The 18,432-nt window shown below is 51.4% G+C and carries 15 protein-coding genes; 14 read left to right on the plus strand and 1 reads right to left on the minus strand.

Annotation, left to right across the window (positions count from 1 at the left end; genetic code table 11):
- The first annotated feature begins 195 nt into the window (after positions 1-195).
- The 8 genes from NE473_RS13655 (at position 196) to NE473_RS13690 (ending at position 9,374) form a co-directional block, all read left to right on the plus strand.
- Entirely contained in the window at positions 196-1,860 is a 1,665-nt protein-coding gene (locus tag NE473_RS13655; RefSeq protein WP_055649888.1) for a methyl-accepting chemotaxis protein, read from the plus strand.
- Positions 1,861-1,878: 18 nt separating this feature from the next.
- Complete coding sequence (locus NE473_RS13660; protein WP_006770858.1) at positions 1,879-2,244, plus strand: ACT domain-containing protein; 366 nt, start codon at positions 1,879-1,881, stop codon at positions 2,242-2,244.
- A gap of 492 nt (positions 2,245-2,736) precedes the next feature.
- Entirely contained in the window at positions 2,737-3,234 is a 498-nt protein-coding gene (locus NE473_RS13665; protein WP_055649889.1) for an RNA polymerase sigma factor, read from the plus strand.
- Positions 3,212-4,207: a zf-HC2 domain-containing protein gene (locus NE473_RS13670; protein ID WP_148510141.1), complete on the plus strand. Its 996-nt coding sequence runs from the start codon at positions 3,212-3,214 to the stop codon at positions 4,205-4,207. The genes NE473_RS13665 and NE473_RS13670 overlap by 23 nt, the downstream gene beginning before the upstream one ends.
- Before the next feature lie 87 nt (positions 4,208-4,294).
- Positions 4,295-4,981, plus strand: coding sequence for a response regulator transcription factor (locus tag NE473_RS13675; RefSeq protein ID WP_055649891.1), 687 nt, complete (start codon positions 4,295-4,297; stop codon positions 4,979-4,981).
- Positions 4,968-6,005: a sensor histidine kinase gene (locus tag NE473_RS13680; protein WP_055649892.1), complete on the plus strand. Its 1,038-nt coding sequence runs from the start codon at positions 4,968-4,970 to the stop codon at positions 6,003-6,005. Before NE473_RS13675 ends, NE473_RS13680 begins: the two co-directional genes overlap by 14 nt.
- 82 nt (positions 6,006-6,087) lie before the next feature.
- Positions 6,088-6,768 carry an ABC transporter ATP-binding protein gene (locus NE473_RS13685; protein ID WP_022032593.1) on the plus strand — a complete coding sequence of 227 codons (681 nt, stop codon included), beginning with the start codon at positions 6,088-6,090 and terminating at the stop codon, positions 6,766-6,768.
- A 2-nt stretch (positions 6,769-6,770) separates the two neighbouring features.
- Positions 6,771-9,374 carry an ABC transporter permease gene (locus tag NE473_RS13690; RefSeq protein ID WP_055649893.1) on the plus strand — a complete coding sequence of 868 codons (2,604 nt, stop codon included), beginning with the start codon at positions 6,771-6,773 and terminating at the stop codon, positions 9,372-9,374.
- 77 nt (positions 9,375-9,451) lie between these two features.
- On the opposite strand, the gene NE473_RS13695 is transcribed toward NE473_RS13690, so the two are convergent.
- Positions 9,452-10,474: a PTS sugar transporter subunit IIC gene (locus NE473_RS13695; protein ID WP_039890294.1), complete on the minus strand. Its 1,023-nt coding sequence runs from the start codon at positions 10,472-10,474 to the stop codon at positions 9,452-9,454.
- Between the two features lie 682 nt (positions 10,475-11,156).
- Here NE473_RS13695 and NE473_RS13700 point away from each other — a divergent pair.
- From NE473_RS13700 to NE473_RS13725, 6 genes are read left to right on the plus strand one after another with little or no spacing between them, the layout of a single operon-like run.
- On the plus strand, positions 11,157-12,650 hold the full coding sequence (locus tag NE473_RS13700) for a YjjI family glycine radical enzyme (protein ID WP_055649894.1): 1,494 nt from the start codon (positions 11,157-11,159) through the stop codon (positions 12,648-12,650).
- On the plus strand, positions 12,647-13,516 hold the full coding sequence (locus tag NE473_RS13705; RefSeq protein WP_055649895.1) for a YjjW family glycine radical enzyme activase: 870 nt from the start codon (positions 12,647-12,649) through the stop codon (positions 13,514-13,516). The genes NE473_RS13700 and NE473_RS13705 overlap by 4 nt, the downstream gene beginning before the upstream one ends.
- A 48-nt stretch (positions 13,517-13,564) precedes the next feature.
- A complete protein-coding gene (locus NE473_RS13710) occupies positions 13,565-14,671 on the plus strand; it encodes a BMP family ABC transporter substrate-binding protein (protein WP_148510139.1) in 1,107 nt (368 codons plus the stop codon).
- Positions 14,672-14,705: 34 nt separating this feature from the next.
- Positions 14,706-16,241: an ABC transporter ATP-binding protein gene (locus NE473_RS13715; RefSeq protein ID WP_055649897.1), complete on the plus strand. Its 1,536-nt coding sequence runs from the start codon at positions 14,706-14,708 to the stop codon at positions 16,239-16,241.
- Positions 16,234-17,358, plus strand: a complete 1,125-nt coding sequence (locus tag NE473_RS13720; RefSeq protein ID WP_006770878.1) for an ABC transporter permease — start codon at positions 16,234-16,236, stop codon at positions 17,356-17,358. The genes NE473_RS13715 and NE473_RS13720 overlap by 8 nt, the downstream gene beginning before the upstream one ends.
- The gene (locus NE473_RS13725) at positions 17,351-18,271 is read left to right on the plus strand and encodes an ABC transporter permease (protein WP_022032586.1); all 921 of its coding nucleotides are present in this window, start codon (positions 17,351-17,353) and stop codon (positions 18,269-18,271) included. Before NE473_RS13720 ends, NE473_RS13725 begins: the two co-directional genes overlap by 8 nt.
- Positions 18,272-18,432: the final 161 nt, after the last annotated feature.

Consider the following 18,432-nt stretch of genomic DNA (forward strand, 5'->3'; position numbering starts at 1 on the left):
AGGTGACACACAGCTGCTGCCTTTTTGTCCGTCTTTTTACGATTCTTCTGCGGCAGGTTTTTTGATGGATTGAGCTCTGCCCAGTACCCGTTAGAGGCACTCCAAAGTTCTTGACAGACATATGGCATCGTGTTATGTTTAAGCAGAATGTGTTATGACTTAGAGTATTTGGGAATGAATTCCGGGAGGGCAGAGATGGCGCGGCATATAAAAACACTTAAATTAGGGACCAGATTCAGTATTCTGGCCGGTCTTCTGCTGTGTATCAGCACGGCCCTTATCATCGTATTCTGTGGAGCTGTTTTCCGTGCCCAGTTTATGGATATGCTGACAAAGGAGTGTGTTCAGGGAACGAATCTTCTGGATTATGAACTCTCAAAGGAGGATTACACGGATCAGGACAGGACTCGGCTTCTTGATGAGCTGAAAGCCCGGACTGGTTACGAGTATACGATCTTCGAGGGAGATAAACGGGTGGCGACCACCGTGATGAAGGATGGAACGCGTGCTGTGGGAACAACATTGGATCCGGCCATAGCGGAAATTGTTCTTTCTGAGAGAAAATCATTTGTGGGGGAAACCTCCATCCTTGGTATTCCCCATGTCTGTTCGTACGTACCGCTGTACGATGCGGACGGAACCGTTGGCGGGCTTATTTTTTCCGGAGTGTCAAGCTATGAAGCGAAATCCGCGATGCATCGGGCACTGTGGACGATGGGGATCGTGGGACTGCTCTGTGCGGCGGCCGGAGTGTGGCTGATTCTGTTTTTCACAAAAAGAGCCATAACGGTTCCTTTTGCCAGGCTGAAAAGGTTTGCCCATACGGTGGAACAGGGGGACTTCGGGATTGCTTCAAAGACTCCGGTGACATCGGGAATTGTATCGGGAGATGAGATTGGTGAACTGGCAGGAACCTTCGAACTTACGGTGAAAAGGCTGAGAGAGTATATCGGAGAACTGTCTTATGTGCTGGGGCGGATTTCGAACAACGATCTGACGGCAGGCCCGGTTCTCGATTATGTCGGGGATTTCAGTTCAATACGGGAATCTCTGGATCATATCACCACGCGGCTGAATGATACGCTGGAAGAGATCGTTCAGTCGTCGGCCCAGGTGGCTGAGGGGGCCGGTATGGTGGCTGATGGAGCCATGACACTGAGTCAGGGGGCGCAGGAGCAGGCGGCTTCCGTGGAAGAGCTTGCCGCGACGCTGGAAGCTGCATCAGAAGAGGTTGACAGTACGGCCCGCAATGCGGGAGAGGCAAGCCTCGTCTCACAGGAGGCAGTCCGGGTACTGGAGGCGGGAAAGGTTCAGATGGAACAGCTTACCGATGCCATGAATGATATCACCCAGGCCTCTGATGAGATAGGGCGGATCACAAAGGTAATTGAAGATATTGCGCTGCAGACGAACTTACTGGCGCTGAACGCCGCTGTCGAGGCTGCCCGGGCAGGTGAGGCAGGAAGGGGATTTTCCGTGATAGCGGAGGAAGTGAGAAGTCTTGCGGGAAAAAGTGCAGAGGCATCCAGAGATACGGTAGGGCTGATTGAGAATGCAAACGCGGCGGTCAGCAAAGGCAGACAGATTGCGGTTTCCACTGCCGGGGCCCTGGATCAGGGCGTGACGGCTTCCAGTCAGGCGATGGATCTGGTGCGTGGAATATCGGCCGCGTCAGCACAGCAGGCGGAACATATCAGGCTTTTACAGGGCGGCATGAACCAGATTGCCGAAATTGTTCAGTCCAATTCCGCCACTGCCGAGGAGGAAGCGGCGGCCAGCCAGACGCTCTCCGATGAGGCGGGAAGACTGGACAGTATCGTGGCGTCTTTCAGGCTCAGACAGAGAGCCAGGACGGAATAAGAGGAAGGAGGCAGAACCATGGAAATAAAGCTTTTGGAGGATGATTTCTCAGTCTGTAAAATCCGGGATCTGTCAGGTGTAAACCTGACGGATGCGTTTTATTTTATCGGAAAAACCGATGAGGAGTTATCGCTGGTATGCAGAACGGAACATGTTCCGGAGGAGACGACGGACAGGGAGGATGGCTGGAAGGCATTTCGAATCGAGGGAGTGCTGGATTTTTCGCTGATCGGAATTTTGGCGGAAATATCGGCGGTTCTGGCGGAGTGCTCGATCGGTATTTTCGTTGTTTCCACGTTCAATACGGATTACGTTCTGACGAAGAAAGAAGATTTTATGCGGGCGGCACAGGCGCTCTCGGAGAAGGGATACGCGGTGAAATAGAAAATACCACAGTACAATGAAAAAGGACCAGCTGGGGGAGCTGGTCCTTTTTTCGGAGAAGGTATTTCGTTTCTTATGGGGTGTAGCAAAAACTATATAATGTATTGGGGGGGTTTACGATTATTAATATACACCATAACCCATACAAAAGTGTTCACAAACTTAAAGAAATTTAAAGAATAAAATTGTGCGATTTACCAGTAAAAAAATATTGATTGTTGGAAATGGATAAAAAACAACTGGTTTTACGGAAGCTGTGCCGTCATTTAGCCGTTTTAAAGGAGCAATAAAATTTGGCAATCAGTTGCTTATCCATAGGGAGTGTGATATTCTGCTCGTATCATAACTATGCGAACCTTCGCGTAAACACCGGAGGAACCGGAGTACATGCATCAGAGGACATGCTGAATGGCTGAATGAAAAAAATTGTGACCGGCCTGTAACGAACCGGGATTCTGTAACACTAATTAACAGAGAGGAGGAAATACATGTATGGATTCCATGGAACAGATTTATTTATCACACGCGAGAACAGTATATGCCTTTCTCCTGACGAAGACGCAGAATCCGGATCTGGCGGAGGAACTGACCCAGGAAACCTTTTATCAGGCGGTAAAAAGCATCCATAGATTTAAAGAGCAGAGCAGTGTATCCACCTGGCTCTGCGGCATTGCACGGAACGTATGGTTCGATCATCTGCGGAAGCAGAAGGGCAGGGCTGATTTTAAAGAAGCGGAGGAAATCGCAGTCCCCTCCGCTGAGGAGGAGGTATTCTGCTCCTGGGATCATCTCTCGGTCATGAAGCAGCTTCATGGTCTGGAGGAACCCATGCGCGAGGTGATGTATTTACGCCTGTCCGGCAGTCTCACCTTTGGCCAGATCGGAGAGATTATGGGAAAGAGTGAGAACTGGGCGAGAGTGACGTTCTATCGGGGAAAGGAAAAAATTGTAAAGGAGGCGAAGGAACGTGAAACAGAACATACCCTGTGAAATGATTCAGGATCTTCTGCCGCTGTATGTGGATGGGCTGACGTCCGATGAGAGCAGCAGGCAGATTGAGGCACACTTAGAGACCTGCGGCGACTGCCGCAGCCGGTATCAGCGGATGAAAGAGGACCTTGAACGGGAAACGCAAGTGAAGCAAAAGGAAAATGAACGGGAAATCGATTATCTGAAAAAAATCAGGAAGAGCAGCATACGAAAGGTGTTTTTGGGAATTTTCTCCGCCTTTGCCGTAATCCTGCTGGCCCTGTTCCTGAAATTGTTTGTCATCGGATATCCGGTGGATTCCTACCTTGTGACGTATGCCAATGTAAACGGGAACATGCTGTCGGTTGGGGGAATCTTATACGATTCCTCCCCGGTATACCGGCGGTATAAACTGATCGGAGAGGAGGATGGAAATACAAAACTGGTGATCTACGGATGTCTGCCATCCGTCTGGAACCGGAATGGAGCATTTAATTTGGACATTGATTTGACGGAAGTGGGAACGGATCTTACGATCAACGGGATGACCGTGAAGCAGGATGGAACCATTGTCAGCAGACAGGCCAATGAACTGTTTGCCGCAAAGCATCCGTATGTGGGGGATATGTCCGCCAACGGCAGAGCTGCGCAGCTGCTTGGAATCGGGAATACGCTGGGAAGCTTTAAAAATGAGCTTCAGACTTCGGCAGAACCGTATGGCTGGACTCTGAAGTTCGAAAACAATGCTGCCAATTCGGCTGTATTCGATGAGCAGATGAAGGGATACGCCTGCGTCCTGATGGCCCTGACCGGAAATCTGGGAGAGGTCACCTGGACGTATACGGTGGAGCTGGAGGAGGGGCCGGCAGTAAGACAGCGAACCATGACCCGGGAGGAGTGCTCCGAGTGGGCTGGAGAACCTGTGGAGACATTTGCGGAGAGTCCGGAAGCGGTTCAGAGGCTGCTTGACCTTATTGGAGAGAAGATGAAGTAAAAATAACGCATTTTATCAGGGACGGCAAACGGTATACGACGGCGGTGAAGGACCTTTGGAGCCGCAGACAGAATGGAGGGACAAACGATGACGCGAATATGTTTGGTCGAGGATGACAGGGAGATTGCAAAGAACCTTGTGCTTTTGCTTCGCTCGGAAGGCTTTGCGGTTACGCACGCTCCCACGCGGGAGGAGGCGTTTGCCGCAGCGGAGGAACATAAATTTGATCTGGCACTGATCGATATTGCGCTGCCGGATGGGAATGGTTTTACGGTATACACGAAAATTAAGGAGACTCAGGATATTCCTGTGATCTTTCTGACCGCGTCGGGCGATGAGACGAGTGTCGTCACAGGTCTTAACATGGGGGCGGATGACTATATTACCAAGCCCTTCCGTCCGCGTGAGCTGATTGCGCGGATCGAGGCTGCCCTGAGAAAAAACGGGCGGCTGGGGGCAGTATTTGAGATCTGCGGGCTTTTTGTAGATGTGGCGGGAGGTGTGGTGAAGAAGAACGGCAGCGAGGTTTTTCTTTCCGCGTTAGAGTACCGTTTACTTCTGGTGTTTGTCAATAATCCCAGGAGTATTATTACCAGGGGAAGACTGCTGGACGAATTGTGGGATGCAGCAGGCGAATATGTCAATGACAATACATTGACCGTGTACATCAAGCGTCTGCGGGAAAAGATAGAAGACGATCCCGCAAATCCGCAGATCATTCTGACGGTCCGCGGGACCGGATATCGACTGGGAGGCGGCTATGCTTCGGAATAGGGAATTTCGGCAGTTTGCTGTGGTATACGCCTTCACAGCAGCTGTCACAGTCATACTTGGATTTATCATTCACTGGGCGGCCGGAATTCTTGCGGTCTTTTCTGCAGCCGCCTTTGGCACGGCGTTTTTGTTGTTTACCAGAGCCAGATACAGAAGTATTGCGCGCCTTTCCGGTCAGATTGATCTCGTGCTGCATCATGCGGACCGCCTGGATCTGGATGAACTGGAGGAGGGAGAGCTGTCGATTCTCCACAGTGAGATAACCAAAATGCTGCTGCGGATTCGGGAGCAGAATGAGGCGCTGAAGAAAGAAAAAATGCATCTTGCCGATTCACTGGCCGATATTGCCCATCAGCTCCGAACGCCTCTCACATCAGCAAATCTGATTCTGTCTTTGCTGGAGAAGGATCCTGACGAAAAGGAACGGAGAGCCTTTGTACGGGAAACGGAGGAGCTGCTGGTGCGAATGGACTGGCTGCTTACCTCCCTGCTGAAGCTGTCCCGTCTGGACGCGGGGGTCGTGGTATTTCAGAAGGAACCGGTTGACGGCTATGATCTGATCAACGCAGCGCTTCGCCCTTTACTGATCCCAATGGAACTGCATGGAATCGTGGTGCAGACGGATGTCCGGAAATCGGCGCCGTCAAAATCGGCGTCTTCCCAACCGGACTCCCCTGTGGTCATACAGGGGGATTCGGGCTGGCTGGCGGAGGCAGTTCAGAACATCCTGAAAAACTGTATCGAGAGCATCGGGGATAACGGAAAGATTGAGATCGGGCTGACGGATACGGTGCTGTTTACTGAAATTTCGATTCATGACAGCGGGCCGGGATTTGAAAGCGCAGAGCTGCCCCGCATCTTTGACCGGTTTTACAGTGGAAAACGCACGGGAAGCACAGGAAGGGCGGGATACGGGATTGGACTGGCTCTATGCAGGATGATTATCATCCGGCAGGGCGGAACGGTTACGGCAAAGAACCACCCGCAGGGCGGCGCAGTTTTTGTGATTCGTTTTCCAAAGTGACGGATCTCTCACCTGAAAGTCACAGGAATGTAAGAGTAATTTTCTATTATATGAGTATACCATGTGGAAGGAGGCTCACATAATGGAGCTTATAAAAATTGATGATCTGTGCAAAGTATACGGCAGAGGTGAAAATCAGGTTGCCGCCCTCGACCATGTGTCGCTCACCATCGAAAAGGGAGAGTTTACTGCGATTACAGGGCCGTCCGGGTCCGGAAAATCGACACTGCTCCATATCATCGGCGGTGTGGATATGCCTACCAGCGGAAAGGTTTTTCTGGACGGTCAGGATATCTATGCGGGCGGCCATGACAAGCTGGCTATTTTCCGCAGACGGCAGGTAGGGCTGATTTACCAGTTCCACAACCTCATTCCGACCCTGAATGTGGTGGAAAATATAACGCTGCCTGTTCTGATGGACAGACGGAAGGTCAATGAGGAACGGCTGAACGAACTGTTGGAAATGCTTGGGCTGGAAGACCGCAGAACACATCTGCCCAACCAGCTCTCCGGCGGCCAGCAGCAGCGGGTATCCGTCGGGCGGGCTCTGATGAACGCCCCGCAGGTCTGCCTGGCCGATGAACCGACCGGAAGCCTGGACAGCCGCAACGGGCAGGAAATCATCAGTCTGCTGAAATTAAGCAATAAGAAATACGGGCAGACCCTCATCGTCGTCACGCACGATGAATCGATAGCCCTGCAGGCAGACCGGGTGATCGGGATATCCGACGGCAGGGTGGTACGGGACGAGAGGATGGTGTGAGAATGAATATTTTCCATAAGGTCACCCTCCAGAGCATGAAAAAAAGCCGTACAAGGACGGTTGTAACCATCATCGGGGTTATTCTGTCAACTGCCATGATTACGGCTGTCACGACGTTTTCCGTTTCACTGCTGAACTATATGATAAAAGGAGCGACGGTAAAATATGGCGGCTGGCACGTAGAATTTGTGGACATCGATTCTGCGTTTGCTGAGGAACAGGCCAGGGACCGCGATGTGGCTGATACGGCTGAAATTGATAATATCGGCTATGCGTACTTAAATGGCGGGAAAAATCCCGACAAGCCCTATCTGTTTATAACAGGATTCAGTAAAAAGGCTTTTGACACCGTGCCTGTCAGCTTAGTCTCCGGCAGGCTGCCGGAAAACAGCGGTGAGATTCTGGTTCCGGCCCATGTCGCCGCAAACGGAGGTGTTAATTTTTCCGTGGGGGATACGCTGTCCCTGACCATCGGAGGCCGTATGGCAGAAGATGGAAGTCTGGGTCAGCACGATCCTTTCCGCTCCAGGAATGAGCAGGGGAAGGCAATGGAAAAATTTGTGCCGCGGGAAGAGAGAACCTATACGGTTGTCGGGATCTGTGAAAGACCGGCTTTTGAAGAGTTTACCGCGCCGGGCTATACTCTGATTACGGCAGCGGATCCGGCAGATCAGACGGGCAGCTGCAGTGTTTTTGTCACACTGAAAAAACCGGGGAAGGCTGCTTCCTATATCAGCAGAACTGCCGGACAGAACGCTTATGTCCTGAATGACAATGTGCTTCGTTTTCTGGGAGTATCCAGCGATCGGCTGTTTAATACACTCCTGTATTCGGTGGGCGGGATGCTGACTGTGCTGATTATGACAGGCTCGATTTTTCTGATTTATAACTCATTTACCATCTCTTTAAGCGAACGGACGCGGCAGTTTGGCATTCTCGCATCCGTGGGAGCTACGGCAGGACAGCTGCGTAACTCGGTGCTGTTTGAAGGTCTCTGTATCGGTGCGGCCGGTATCCCCACAGGCATGATTATGGGCATTGGCAGCATCAGCCTGGTGATATCTGCTGTAGCGGAGTATTTTAAAAATTTTGGTTACAGCACGGTGACGCTGTCTTTGACGGTGTCCGGCCCGGCCATAGCGGGAGCAGCGGTGATCAGCCTGGCAACTATTCTGTTCGCCGCCTGGATTCCGGCCAGGAAAGCGGCGGCCAGGCCTGTGATGGAAAGCCTCCGTCAGACCAATGAAATCAAAGTCGAATCCAGGGACGTGAAAACGTCAAAAGCGGTGCAGCGCATCTATGGCCTGGAGGGAACACTTGCGCTGAAAAATTTTAAAAGAAACAAAAAACGCTGCCGCAGCATTGTGCTTTCACTCACCTTAAGCGTTGTACTCTTTGTGTCAGCCAATGCCTTCAGCGCCTGTTTGAAACAGGGGGCGAACCGGTCTGTTGTAAATTCGGATTATGACATCTGTTTTACGTCTCAGAATATCGACGAAAATGAATTGTTCCGGCTTTACGGCAGATTGAAAACCGCGGAGGGAATCAGGGAAAGCTCTTATCAGGCGCTGATGACGTATTCCTGCGCGGTAAAAGCCGGTGATTTATCGGACGATTACCGGAAATCTGCAGGGGCTGGGATACAGGAGGAGACAGTAAATCTGCCGATGGATATTCAGTTTATCGAGGACAGGGAATTTTACAGCTTTATCGAGAGTCTGGGGCTGTCTCCGGAAGAATACACCGGACAGAATGCCAAAATGATCGCTGTGGCCAAGGAGAAGACGAAACAGAAGAACAACGGACAGAGCGGGCTGGAGGATCTGTTTGCAGAACGCACCATGCAGGTGTCGGTGACTCCCGGAGAAGAACACCTTGCAAAGCTGCAGGATTCAGCTCCGTCCAGATCAGAGAAACAGATAAGTCTTACATTGGTCGATACGATACCGCTGGATACGCTTCCCAGGAATGCTTCCGGGAAAAAGTCCTTTGTTTTTATGATTGTTGCGCCCTGGCAGTTAAGGGAATCGTTTGAAGCTCCCGATGCCGGAGAGATAATGGGGCTGACTTTTCGGTCGGATACCCCCTCACAGTCGGTGGCTGAGATGAGAGAGATCATTCAGGAATCAGGCATTGTGGTGGATTACAATCTGTATAATGTGAACAAAATGTTTGAAGAAAACCGCAGCATTCTGTTTGTCATTCACGTATTTTCGTATGTGTTTGTGATGATGATTTCCCTGATTGCCGCCGCCAATGTATTCAACACGATTTCTACCAATATCAGGCTGCGCAGACGGGAACTGGCACAGCTGCGGTCGATTGGTATGGCTGACCGTGCTTTTGATAAGATGATGAATTTTGAGTGTATTTTTTACAGCCTGCGGACTCTGGGGATTGGGCTTCCGGCAGCGGGGATCTGCAGCTGGCTGATCAGCAGAGGCATGATTGCCGGCGGAGCGGACGTAAGCTTCGCGGTTCCGTGGGGCAGTATGGCAGTGAGTGCATTGAGTGTGTTCTTTATCGTGTTTTTTACAGCGAAGTATGCGGCTGGAAGAGTAAAAAAAGAAAGTATCATAGACGCGCTTCGGGATGATATTACCTGAGTAAAAGGGCCTGGCGGTAACGCCAGGCCCAGATTCGTTATTTTCTGATTGTTCCGGTTCCGCGAACCGTTTATTTGCTACAGATCCAGTTTTAAATCCCCCTCTTTAATCCAGCCGGCTTTTCTTAAACACGCTCCGAAAACCAGTGTCAGAACGGCGGGCAGCAGGAAGCAGACAAACAGTATCCCGGTCCACATTCGGGCTCCGCCGCCCATGGCGGTATAGATGCCGATGGGGCCGACCAGGCCGCAGGTTCCCATACCGGAAGCCGTTTCGATATTTTTCATCTGGAATACTACGGTGGCAGCCGGACCGGTTATAAGGGAGGCCAGTGTGGGGGCGATCCAGATTTTCGGATTCTTTACGATATTGCCCATCTGAAGCATGGAGGTGCCAAGCCCCTGGGCCAGCAGGCCGCCCCAGCCGTTCTCACGGAAGCTTAAGACGGCAAAACCGACCATCTGGGCGCAGCAGCCGGCTGTAGCCGCACCGCCCGCCAGACCGTCGAGCGCCAGCATGATACAGATGGCGGCGCTGCTGATGGGCAGCGTTAAGGCGATTCCGATGAGGCCGGATACCAGAATGCCCATGAAGAAGGGCTGCATCTCCGTGGCCGTCTTAACCAGGTTTCCGAAGGCTGTCATAAAGGCGGCCACACCGGGGCCAACAAACTGGGCGATCAGTACGCCGGAGATGATGGTGACACCGGGGGTTACGATGATGTCGACGCGGGTTTCCTTTGATACAATTTTTCCCAGTTCCGCAGCCACGACGGTGGCGACCAGTGCGCCCACCGGTCCGCCCAGCTCGTTGCCGGCGATTCCGACTGTAGCGGCAGAGAATAAGACCAGCTGCGGCGCCTTCAGCGCATAAGCGATCGATACTCCCAGCGCCGCGCCGGTCGCACTTTTTGCGTAGGCCGCGATGGTGCCGAATAATGCGACACCGGTCTTGTCGCCCAGTGTTGCAAAGATCGTGCCGATCAGCAGCGAGGCAAATAAGCCAAATGCCATGGCACCCAATGCATCAATGAGATAGGTCTGGACGGTGATGTTGACGTTTTTTCGTTTCAAAAACTCTTTCACGCCTGTTTTTTCCATGTTAGAAATCTCCTTTATGTATTTGTCTGTTACAGGTGCACACATTTGGCGGAAATGCCAAAGCAGTTAGTTATGTATTTTACCATAGAAATGGGAAAATGCAAGAATAATATGAAAAAGGATCAGCCGGGGGAGCTGATCCTTTTTTCGGAGAAGGTATTTCGTTTCTTATGGGGTGTAGCAAAAACTATATAATGTATTGGGGGGGGGGTTACGATTATTAATATAACTCATCCGTACAAAAAAGTGTTCACAAACTTTGAAAAAATAAAAAAGAAAAATTGTGCGTTTTACCAGTATAAAAGTATCGGTTATAAAAAATAGATAAAAGCGGCAGCTCTCTGTTCTGAGTTTTGCATCAAGTCATCACCCCTCATGACTACGAAAAATGTCCTGAATGACTGCAGTTCCCATCTGAATCCTTTCATTTCCGATCATTCTTTTCATAAAAAAACGCTGCCTTATACGAGAAAAAACCGAAAAATGAGGACTTGTGTCCTTTTTGTCTCTGCTATTTGCCTAAAAATCGTCTCATAAAAATGTGATATTTTCACAAAGTGGATAATAATTCCTCGTAAAAGGACATAAGTCCTTTAAAAAAGAAAAAACCATTGCTACAATGAGGATATTCCAAAACATAAAGAGACATAAGCACCATTGAAAAAAGAAAGAGGTGGAATACATGAATAAGGTTTTAGACATTGTCACATCGAAGGGGCTGACGTATGAACAGAAGGTGGTAGCCCTGGCACATGCTGCGGAGAACAGTCTGGAGGTACTGGATATACCGGATAGGACCAGGCACTATATGGAGACCGGAGCGATCTGTGATCTGGACGAGGGACATGCCCCGTACCGGCCGAGATATATCATGCCGGATTACGAGAAGGCTGTAAAGAACGGATGTGAATTTCTGCAGCTGGATCCGCCGAGGGATCTGGACGAGGTACTTCAATTCCTGGAGATTTTTTACCGCCATGTTCCTTCTATTACCAGCTATCCCGTTTTCCTGGGAAATATCGATAAGCTGATCGAACCGTTCCTCGAAGGCGTGAGCGATGAGGAGGCGGAGAAGAAGCTTAAGCTGTTTCTCATCTATCTCGACCGGACGATTACGGATGGCTTCTGCCATGCGAATCTGGGACCGGAGGAGACGAGAACCGGACGGATCATCTTAAAGCTGGAAAAGGAACTTCAGAATGCGGTGCCGAATCTGACCTTAAAGTACGATCCGGACATCACGCCGGATTCCTACGGAGAACTGGCTCTCTATACTTCCCTTTACTGTGCGAACCCGGCGATCTGCAATCACCGGATGCATAAGGACACGTATGAAGATTACGGCATTTCAAGCTGCTACAACATACTTCCCATTGGCGGCGGTTCCTACACTCTGACGAGGATCGTACTTCCGAAGCTTGTGCCGGAGGCAGAGAGCAGGGAACAGTTCTTAACAGAACTCCTTCCGGACTGCTTAAGCCATATGGGAGATTACATGAATGAACGGATCCGGTTTCTTGTGGAGGAATCCAATTTCTTCGAGACATCATTTCTTTCCCGGGAGGGATTGGTTGAAAGGGATAAATTCCTTGCCATGTTCGGAATCGTCGGGCTGGCGGAATGCACCAATATGCTGATGGGCGACCCGAAAAAAATCTATGGTCATGATAAAGAGGCAGATGATCTGGCTGACCAGATCATGCAGGTGATCGCAGATTATGCAGAGCACTCGAAGGCCCTTTACTCGGAGGTATTCGGCGGCCGCTTCGCACTTCACGCCCAGGTTGGCATTGATTCGGACCACGGCATCACCTCCGGGGTGAGAATCCCGGTTGGGATGGAGCCGGAACGCATGTATGACCACCTTCGCCACAGCGCCAGGTTCCACCGCTTTTTCCCAACCGGCTGTGCGGATATCTTCTCCTTTGATCCGACAGGAAGAAATAATCCGGCTGCCATGCTGGACATCGTAAAAGGAGCGTTCTCTCTCGGTGATAAATACATAAGCTTTTACGCCTCGGACAGCGATCTCGTCAGAATCACCGGATATTTGGTAAAGCGCAGTGAGATGGAGAAATACTACGAGGGAGAAGCGGTACTTCAAAATACCGTGTATCTCGGCGGCGACAATTACCGGAATGCACATCTGGAAAACAGGAAGGTGAGGGCGTTATGACCCGGTTTTCTCCCGAGGCGCCGATCAACAAAATTATCCCGCTGAGTGTCGTGGATGGCCCGGGCTGCAGAACTTCCGTATTTGTACAGGGCTGCAACATTGCCTGCGCCTACTGCCATAATCCGGAGACACAGCAGTTATGCCGCGCCTGCGGAATCTGCGCCGGGCAGTGCCCGGCCGGAGCGCTTTCCATGGAAGAGGGAGGCGGGGAGTCATCAGAAAAGCGGATTGTATGGAATGAGAAATTGTGTATCCAGTGTGACAACTGTATTCGTGTCTGTCCCTATTTCGCTTCCCCGAAGGTACGCCGGATGAGTGCAGAGGAAGTGTGGAGAGAGATCGAAGATAATATGCCGTTTATCCAGGGGATCACGGTCTCCGGCGGCGAATGTACGCTGTACCCGGAGTTTTTGACGGAACTCTACCGGAAGGCGGGGAAAGCGGGGCTTACGTGTTTCTCGGACAGCAACGGCTGTGTCGATCTGTCTGAATATCCGGAACTCATGGCGGTTACGGATCAGGTGATGCTGGATGTAAAGGCATGGGATTATGAGGTCTTTAAACGGCTGACAGGCGGCGACGGTTCCGTTGTAAAGAAAAATTTAATATACCTGGCGGAACAGAAAAAGCTGTATGAAGTGAGACTGGTCTGTCTGGATGGTGAGACAGATATGGAAGCGGTTATCGCCGGTGTGGCTGACGCGGCAGCCCCGTATTTAAAGGAGTTCCGGCTGAAGCTGATTACGTTCCGTAAGTATGGCGTGAGGGGCAGGCTGGAGAAACGGAACAGCCCGCCGCCGGAGCGGATGGAAGAACTGAGAAATCTGGCTGTCAGATGCGGATTTCAGGAGATTCAGGTGGTATAAAAACTATTTAAAATAAAACTATAAAATGTAAATGGAGGAATTGATATTATGAAGCTCAGAAGAGGAATTGTATTCGGATTAACAGCAGTAGTGGCACTGTCTCTTTCAGCATGCGGAGGTGCAAAAACAGGAAGTACGACGGCAGAGAGCGCGAAGACAGAAAACACGAAGACAGAAAATGCAGAAAACGCAGACAGCGGGACATCGGAAGGCAAGAGCAGTTTTTCCGTTGCCATGATCACGGATACAGGCGGAATTAACGATCAGTCCTTCAACCAGTCTGCGTGGGAAGGCCTGACCGAGTTAAAAGAAGAAAAAGGCGTGGAAGTAAACTATATTGAATCGAAACAGGCCTCCGATTTTGTTACGAACCTGGAGAGACTGGGGGACAACGGCGCCAACCTTTTGTGGGGCGTGGGTTATGCCTGTGCAGACGCAGTTCTGGAAGCTGCAGACAGTAATCCGGATATTCAGTATGCAATCATTGATAACGCCTACGATGATACGCCGGACAACGTAACGGGGGTTATGTTCCGGGCGGAGGAGCCCTCTTTTATGGTTGGCTACGTAGCGGGGCGCATGACGGAGACCGGAAAGGTCGGCTTCGTGGGAGGAATCTCCTCCGGTCTGATCGACCAGTTCCAGTACGGGTATGAGGCTGGCGTCAAGTATGCGGCAAAGGAGCTGGGCAGGGATATCGACATATCCGTCCAGTATGCGGAGAGCTTCAGCGATGCGGCAAAAGGGAAGGCCATTGCCACAAAGATGTATTCAGACGGATGTGACGTGATCTACCATGCGGCAGGCGGAAGCGGAACCGGCGTTATCGAGGCCGCCAAGGAAGCTGACAAATGGGTGATCGGTGTGGACAGAGATCAGGCTTACTTAGCTCCTGAGAATGTTCTGACCTCAGCGCTTAAGCTGGTAGGAAAAGCAGTTAAGGAAGTTTCCATCGAAGCCATGGAAGGCAAAACGATCGGCGGACAGACTCTGACCTTCGGTTTAAAGGAAGACTGCGTGGGCATTCCGGAGGAACACGGCAACATGGCCGACGGCGTCTACGAGGATACATTAAAGGTAGCGGAATCCATCAAGAATGGGGAACTGGTTCCGCCAACGACAAAAGAAACGTACGAAGCATTCACAGCAGAATAGGGACTGCGGTGTAAATTTGAAAGGAGAAATCGAGATGGCCACGGTGAGCAGCGACTATGCGGTTCAGATGCACGGGATCACGAAGCGTTTCGGGGCGTTTTACGCTTTAAAGAATATGAATCTGGACGTAAAAAAGGGCAGCATCCATTCCCTGCTGGGTGAAAATGGGGCGGGAAAAAGTACACTGATGAATGTGCTGTACGGTCTGTATCAGGCCGACGAGGGCGAGATTTACATAGGCGGTAAGAAGACGGATATTAAAAATCCCAATGCGGCGATAGCAAACGGCATCGGCATGGTTCACCAGCATTTTATGCTGGTAGAGGATTTCACGGTGACACAGAACATTATTCTTGGAAATGAGACCACCTCCCATGCAGGAATCGTGGATATGAGGAAGGCCAGAAAACAGATTCTGGGAATCGTTGAAAAGTACGGTCTGGAAGTTGATCCGGATGCAAAAATCAGTGATATTTCCGTGGGAATGCAGCAGCGTGTGGAGATTTTAAAGGCGTTATACCGGGGAGCCGAGCTGCTGATCTTAGATGAGCCCACCGCGGTTCTGACCCCTCAGGAAATCGAGGATCTTCTTTCCATCATGCACAATCTGGTGGATGACGGAAAGGCCATCATCATTATCACCCACAAGCTGAAGGAAATCAAGGCCTCCTCCGACACCTGCACCATTATCCGCCGAGGAGAGTACATTCGCACGATACCGGTCGAAGAGGTGACGGAGCAGGAGCTGGCGACGCTCATGGTAGGCCATGAGGTAAAGCTGGTGGTAGACAAGACGCCGGCAAAGCCGGGGAAAGCCGTGCTGGAGATTAAGGATCTGGTGGTGAGAAATGAAAGGAAGCTGGACGCGGTAAAAGGCTTAAACTTAACCGTGAGGAAAGGGGAAATCGTGGGAATTGCCGGTATTGACGGCAACGGCCAGAAGGAGCTGATCGAGGCAATTAACTGCCTCGTTCCCGCAGAGAGGGGAACCATTACGGTAAATGGGAAATCGGTTGGCAACACCAATCCGCGCAGCGTCATTGACAGCGGCATCAGCACAATACCGGAGGACCGGCAGAAGCGCGGCCTGGTCCTGGATTTCTCCGTCAATGAAAATGCCGTGCTGGAGCGATACCGCCAGGAACCATTTTCCAGAAAGGGCATCCTGAATAAGAAAGAGATGGAGCAGTTTACGAAAAAGCTGATCGAGGAATTTGACGTGAGGCCGGAGGACTGCGGTTCGAAACGGGCGGGCGGTTTATCCGGCGGAAATCAGCAGAAGGTGATCATTGGCCGTGAAATCTCCATGAATCCGGATGTACTGATTGCAGTTCAGCCGACACGGGGACTGGACGTGGGAGCCATTGAGACGGTGCACAGGACGCTGATCCGCGAGAGAGACAAGGGAAAAGCGGTGCTCTTAATCTCCTTTGAGCTGGACGAGGTAATGAATGTCTCCGATACCATCGCGGTGATTTACGATGGAAAAATCCAGGATACGTTTCCGCAGGGGACCGTGGATGAAAATACGATAGGCCTGTTGATGGCAGGAGGGAAGAATCATGGATAAAACTGTTCATATTTTGAAGAAGCCGCTTACGATGACTCTGATTGCCATCTTCTTTGGTTTTGTGGTAGCCGGAATCATCCTGGCGGCAGTCGGGTATCCGCCGGTTCGCTCGCTGGGAGTCCTGCTGAACGGCGTCTTTTCCAGCCCCAAGCATATGTCCAACGTGATTATCAAAAGTACGCCGCTGATTCTGACCGGAATCGGAGTGGCATTTGCATTCAAGACCGGACTCTTCAACATCGGTGCGGAAGGCCAGTTTATTATGGGCTGTGTTGCGGCTACGGTAGTGGGAATTGTCTGTGATTTCCCGCCGGTCATTCAGATTCCGCTTGTTCTTTTCGCTGGAGCTGCGGCGGGGGCGGTGTATGGAGGAATCGCCGGATTTCTGAAGGCAAGATTCGGTATCCATGAGGTTCTCACCAGTATCATGCTCAACTGGATTGCACTCTATTTCTCCAATTATGTGTGTGGTCTGGAGCGTTTCCATAAGCCGGATACCATCGGTACGTATGCGATCAACCGCTCCGGCTATACGATGATTCTTGGAAATTACAAGGCGACGGAAGAAGGGAAAGCCGCCCTGATGCAGAATGAGTTCCTGCGCAATACGATCTTAAAGACAGACGTCAACGCCGGATTTATCATTGCCGTCATCCTGGCTGTGCTGGTGTCCTTTCTTCTTTATAAGACTGCAAAGGGATTTGAACTTCGCGCGGTGGGGGCCAACCGGTTTGCGGCAGAGTTTACGGGAATTAATGTGAACCGGAACATTCTTCATTCCATGCTGATTTCCGGTGCGATCTGCGGGCTGGCGGCGTCGCTTTATATAACTGGCAACTCTCCCCATGGAATCGCTACGCTGGCGGCATTTGAAAATACAGGCTTTAACGGGCTGGCAGTCTGTCTGATCGCGGCAAGCTCCCCGGTCGGCTGTATCTTTGCGGGACTGCTGTTCGGCGGTCTTATCTACGGCGGCCAGACACTGCAGTACGAGGTGGGCGCGCCCTCTGAGATCATCAACATTGTCATCGGCATCATTGTGTTCTTTGTTGCGCTGACCCATATTATTCCGCCGCTGGTGGAACGTTTGTCGAAGGGAGGAAAAAAACATGATTAACAGTCTGACGCTGTTTATCGGCATTACACTTATGTATTCAACCCCTCTGGTTTTCGCCGCATTAGGCGGAGTCGTGTCTGAGCGGTCCGGAGTGACAAACCTGGGTATTGAGGGAATGATGACGATTGGAGCAGTTACGGGAGCCACGGTGGGCTATTACTCGGGAAGCGCCTGGGCGGGATTTATTGCCGCAGGGCTGGCCGGCGGACTGATCGCGCTTCTTCATGCGTTTGCTGCGATTACCTGCAAAGCGGATCAGACAATCTCCGGTATCGCCATTAACTTAATCGGACCGGGCGTGGCGCTCTTCGTCTGCCGTCTTTTATTTGACGGCGCGACCATGTCACAGCCGGTTCCGAATAAGATTCCGAAGCTGTTTGGAGGACTTAAAGTACAGGGGGCCCTTCAGAATTTAAATGTGGACGTAACGGTTGTCATTGCGTTTCTGCTGGCGGTGTTTATCTGGTTCTTTCTGTATAAGACGAAATGGGGGCTTCACATCAGGGCTGTGGGGGAGCATCCGGCGGCCGCGGATACCATGGGCATTCACGTGTACGTGATCCGCTATCTCTGTGTTCTGGTTTCAGGAGTGTTGGCGGGATTTGGCGGAGCCGCCATGACTCTGGCTATTATTCCCCAGTTTACACCGACCGCCATCAGCGGCCAGGGATTTATCGCACTGGCGGCGGTTATATTTGGTAAATGGACTCCTCACGGGGCGTACGGTGCCTGCCTGCTGTTCGGGGCGGCTCAGGCGCTTACGGTCACTCTGGGAGGCGGAAACTTTGCGGTTCCGTCACAGATTCTGGCCATGCTGCCGTATTTTATTACAATTGTGATCCTGATTCTGTTTGTGGGCAGGTCCTCTGCGCCGAAGGCGAGCGGGCAGCCGTATGAGAAGGGGGCAAGATAAAGATCGAAGGGGACGCCTCCCGCCAGTCCAATCCGCCTGTGATGGGAAGTGGACTTTGCAGAGGAGGTGAGGAAAAAGCCGGAAGGCGGCGGGCAGGAGACGGCTCATGTTTCCGGAGCGGACGGGACTAAGGGCGGACAGAAGCCAAACGGGGGTACCGG

Source organism: Hungatella sp. SL.1.14 (assembly GCF_024460495.1).
Taxonomy (GTDB): Bacteria; Bacillota; Clostridia; order Lachnospirales; family Lachnospiraceae; genus Hungatella; species Hungatella hathewayi.

Bases quoted from the DNA above. Each gene is read 5' to 3' on its own strand.
- NE473_RS13655 (WP_055649888.1), top strand. From the start codon at position 196: ATGGCGCGGCATATAAAAACACTTAAATTAGGGACCAGATTCAGTATT.
- NE473_RS13725 (WP_022032586.1), top strand. From the start codon at position 17,351: ATGATTAACAGTCTGACGCTGTTTATCGGCATTACACTTATGTATTCA.
- NE473_RS13665 (WP_055649889.1), top strand. From the start codon at position 2,737: ATGGATTCCATGGAACAGATTTATTTATCACACGCGAGAACAGTATAT.
- NE473_RS13660 (WP_006770858.1), top strand. From the start codon at position 1,879: ATGGAAATAAAGCTTTTGGAGGATGATTTCTCAGTCTGTAAAATCCGG.
- NE473_RS13685 (WP_022032593.1), top strand. From the start codon at position 6,088: ATGGAGCTTATAAAAATTGATGATCTGTGCAAAGTATACGGCAGAGGT.
- NE473_RS13715 (WP_055649897.1), top strand. From the start codon at position 14,706: ATGGCCACGGTGAGCAGCGACTATGCGGTTCAGATGCACGGGATCACG.
- NE473_RS13695 (WP_039890294.1), bottom strand. From the start codon at position 10,474: ATGGAAAAAACAGGCGTGAAAGAGTTTTTGAAACGAAAAAACGTCAAC.
- NE473_RS13720 (WP_006770878.1), top strand. From the start codon at position 16,234: ATGGATAAAACTGTTCATATTTTGAAGAAGCCGCTTACGATGACTCTG.
- NE473_RS13680 (WP_055649892.1), top strand. From the start codon at position 4,968: ATGCTTCGGAATAGGGAATTTCGGCAGTTTGCTGTGGTATACGCCTTC.
- NE473_RS13705 (WP_055649895.1), top strand. From the start codon at position 12,647: ATGACCCGGTTTTCTCCCGAGGCGCCGATCAACAAAATTATCCCGCTG.
- NE473_RS13710 (WP_148510139.1), top strand. From the start codon at position 13,565: ATGAAGCTCAGAAGAGGAATTGTATTCGGATTAACAGCAGTAGTGGCA.
- NE473_RS13700 (WP_055649894.1), top strand. From the start codon at position 11,157: ATGAATAAGGTTTTAGACATTGTCACATCGAAGGGGCTGACGTATGAA.
- NE473_RS13675 (WP_055649891.1), top strand. From the start codon at position 4,295: ATGACGCGAATATGTTTGGTCGAGGATGACAGGGAGATTGCAAAGAAC.
- NE473_RS13690 (WP_055649893.1), top strand. From the start codon at position 6,771: ATGAATATTTTCCATAAGGTCACCCTCCAGAGCATGAAAAAAAGCCGT.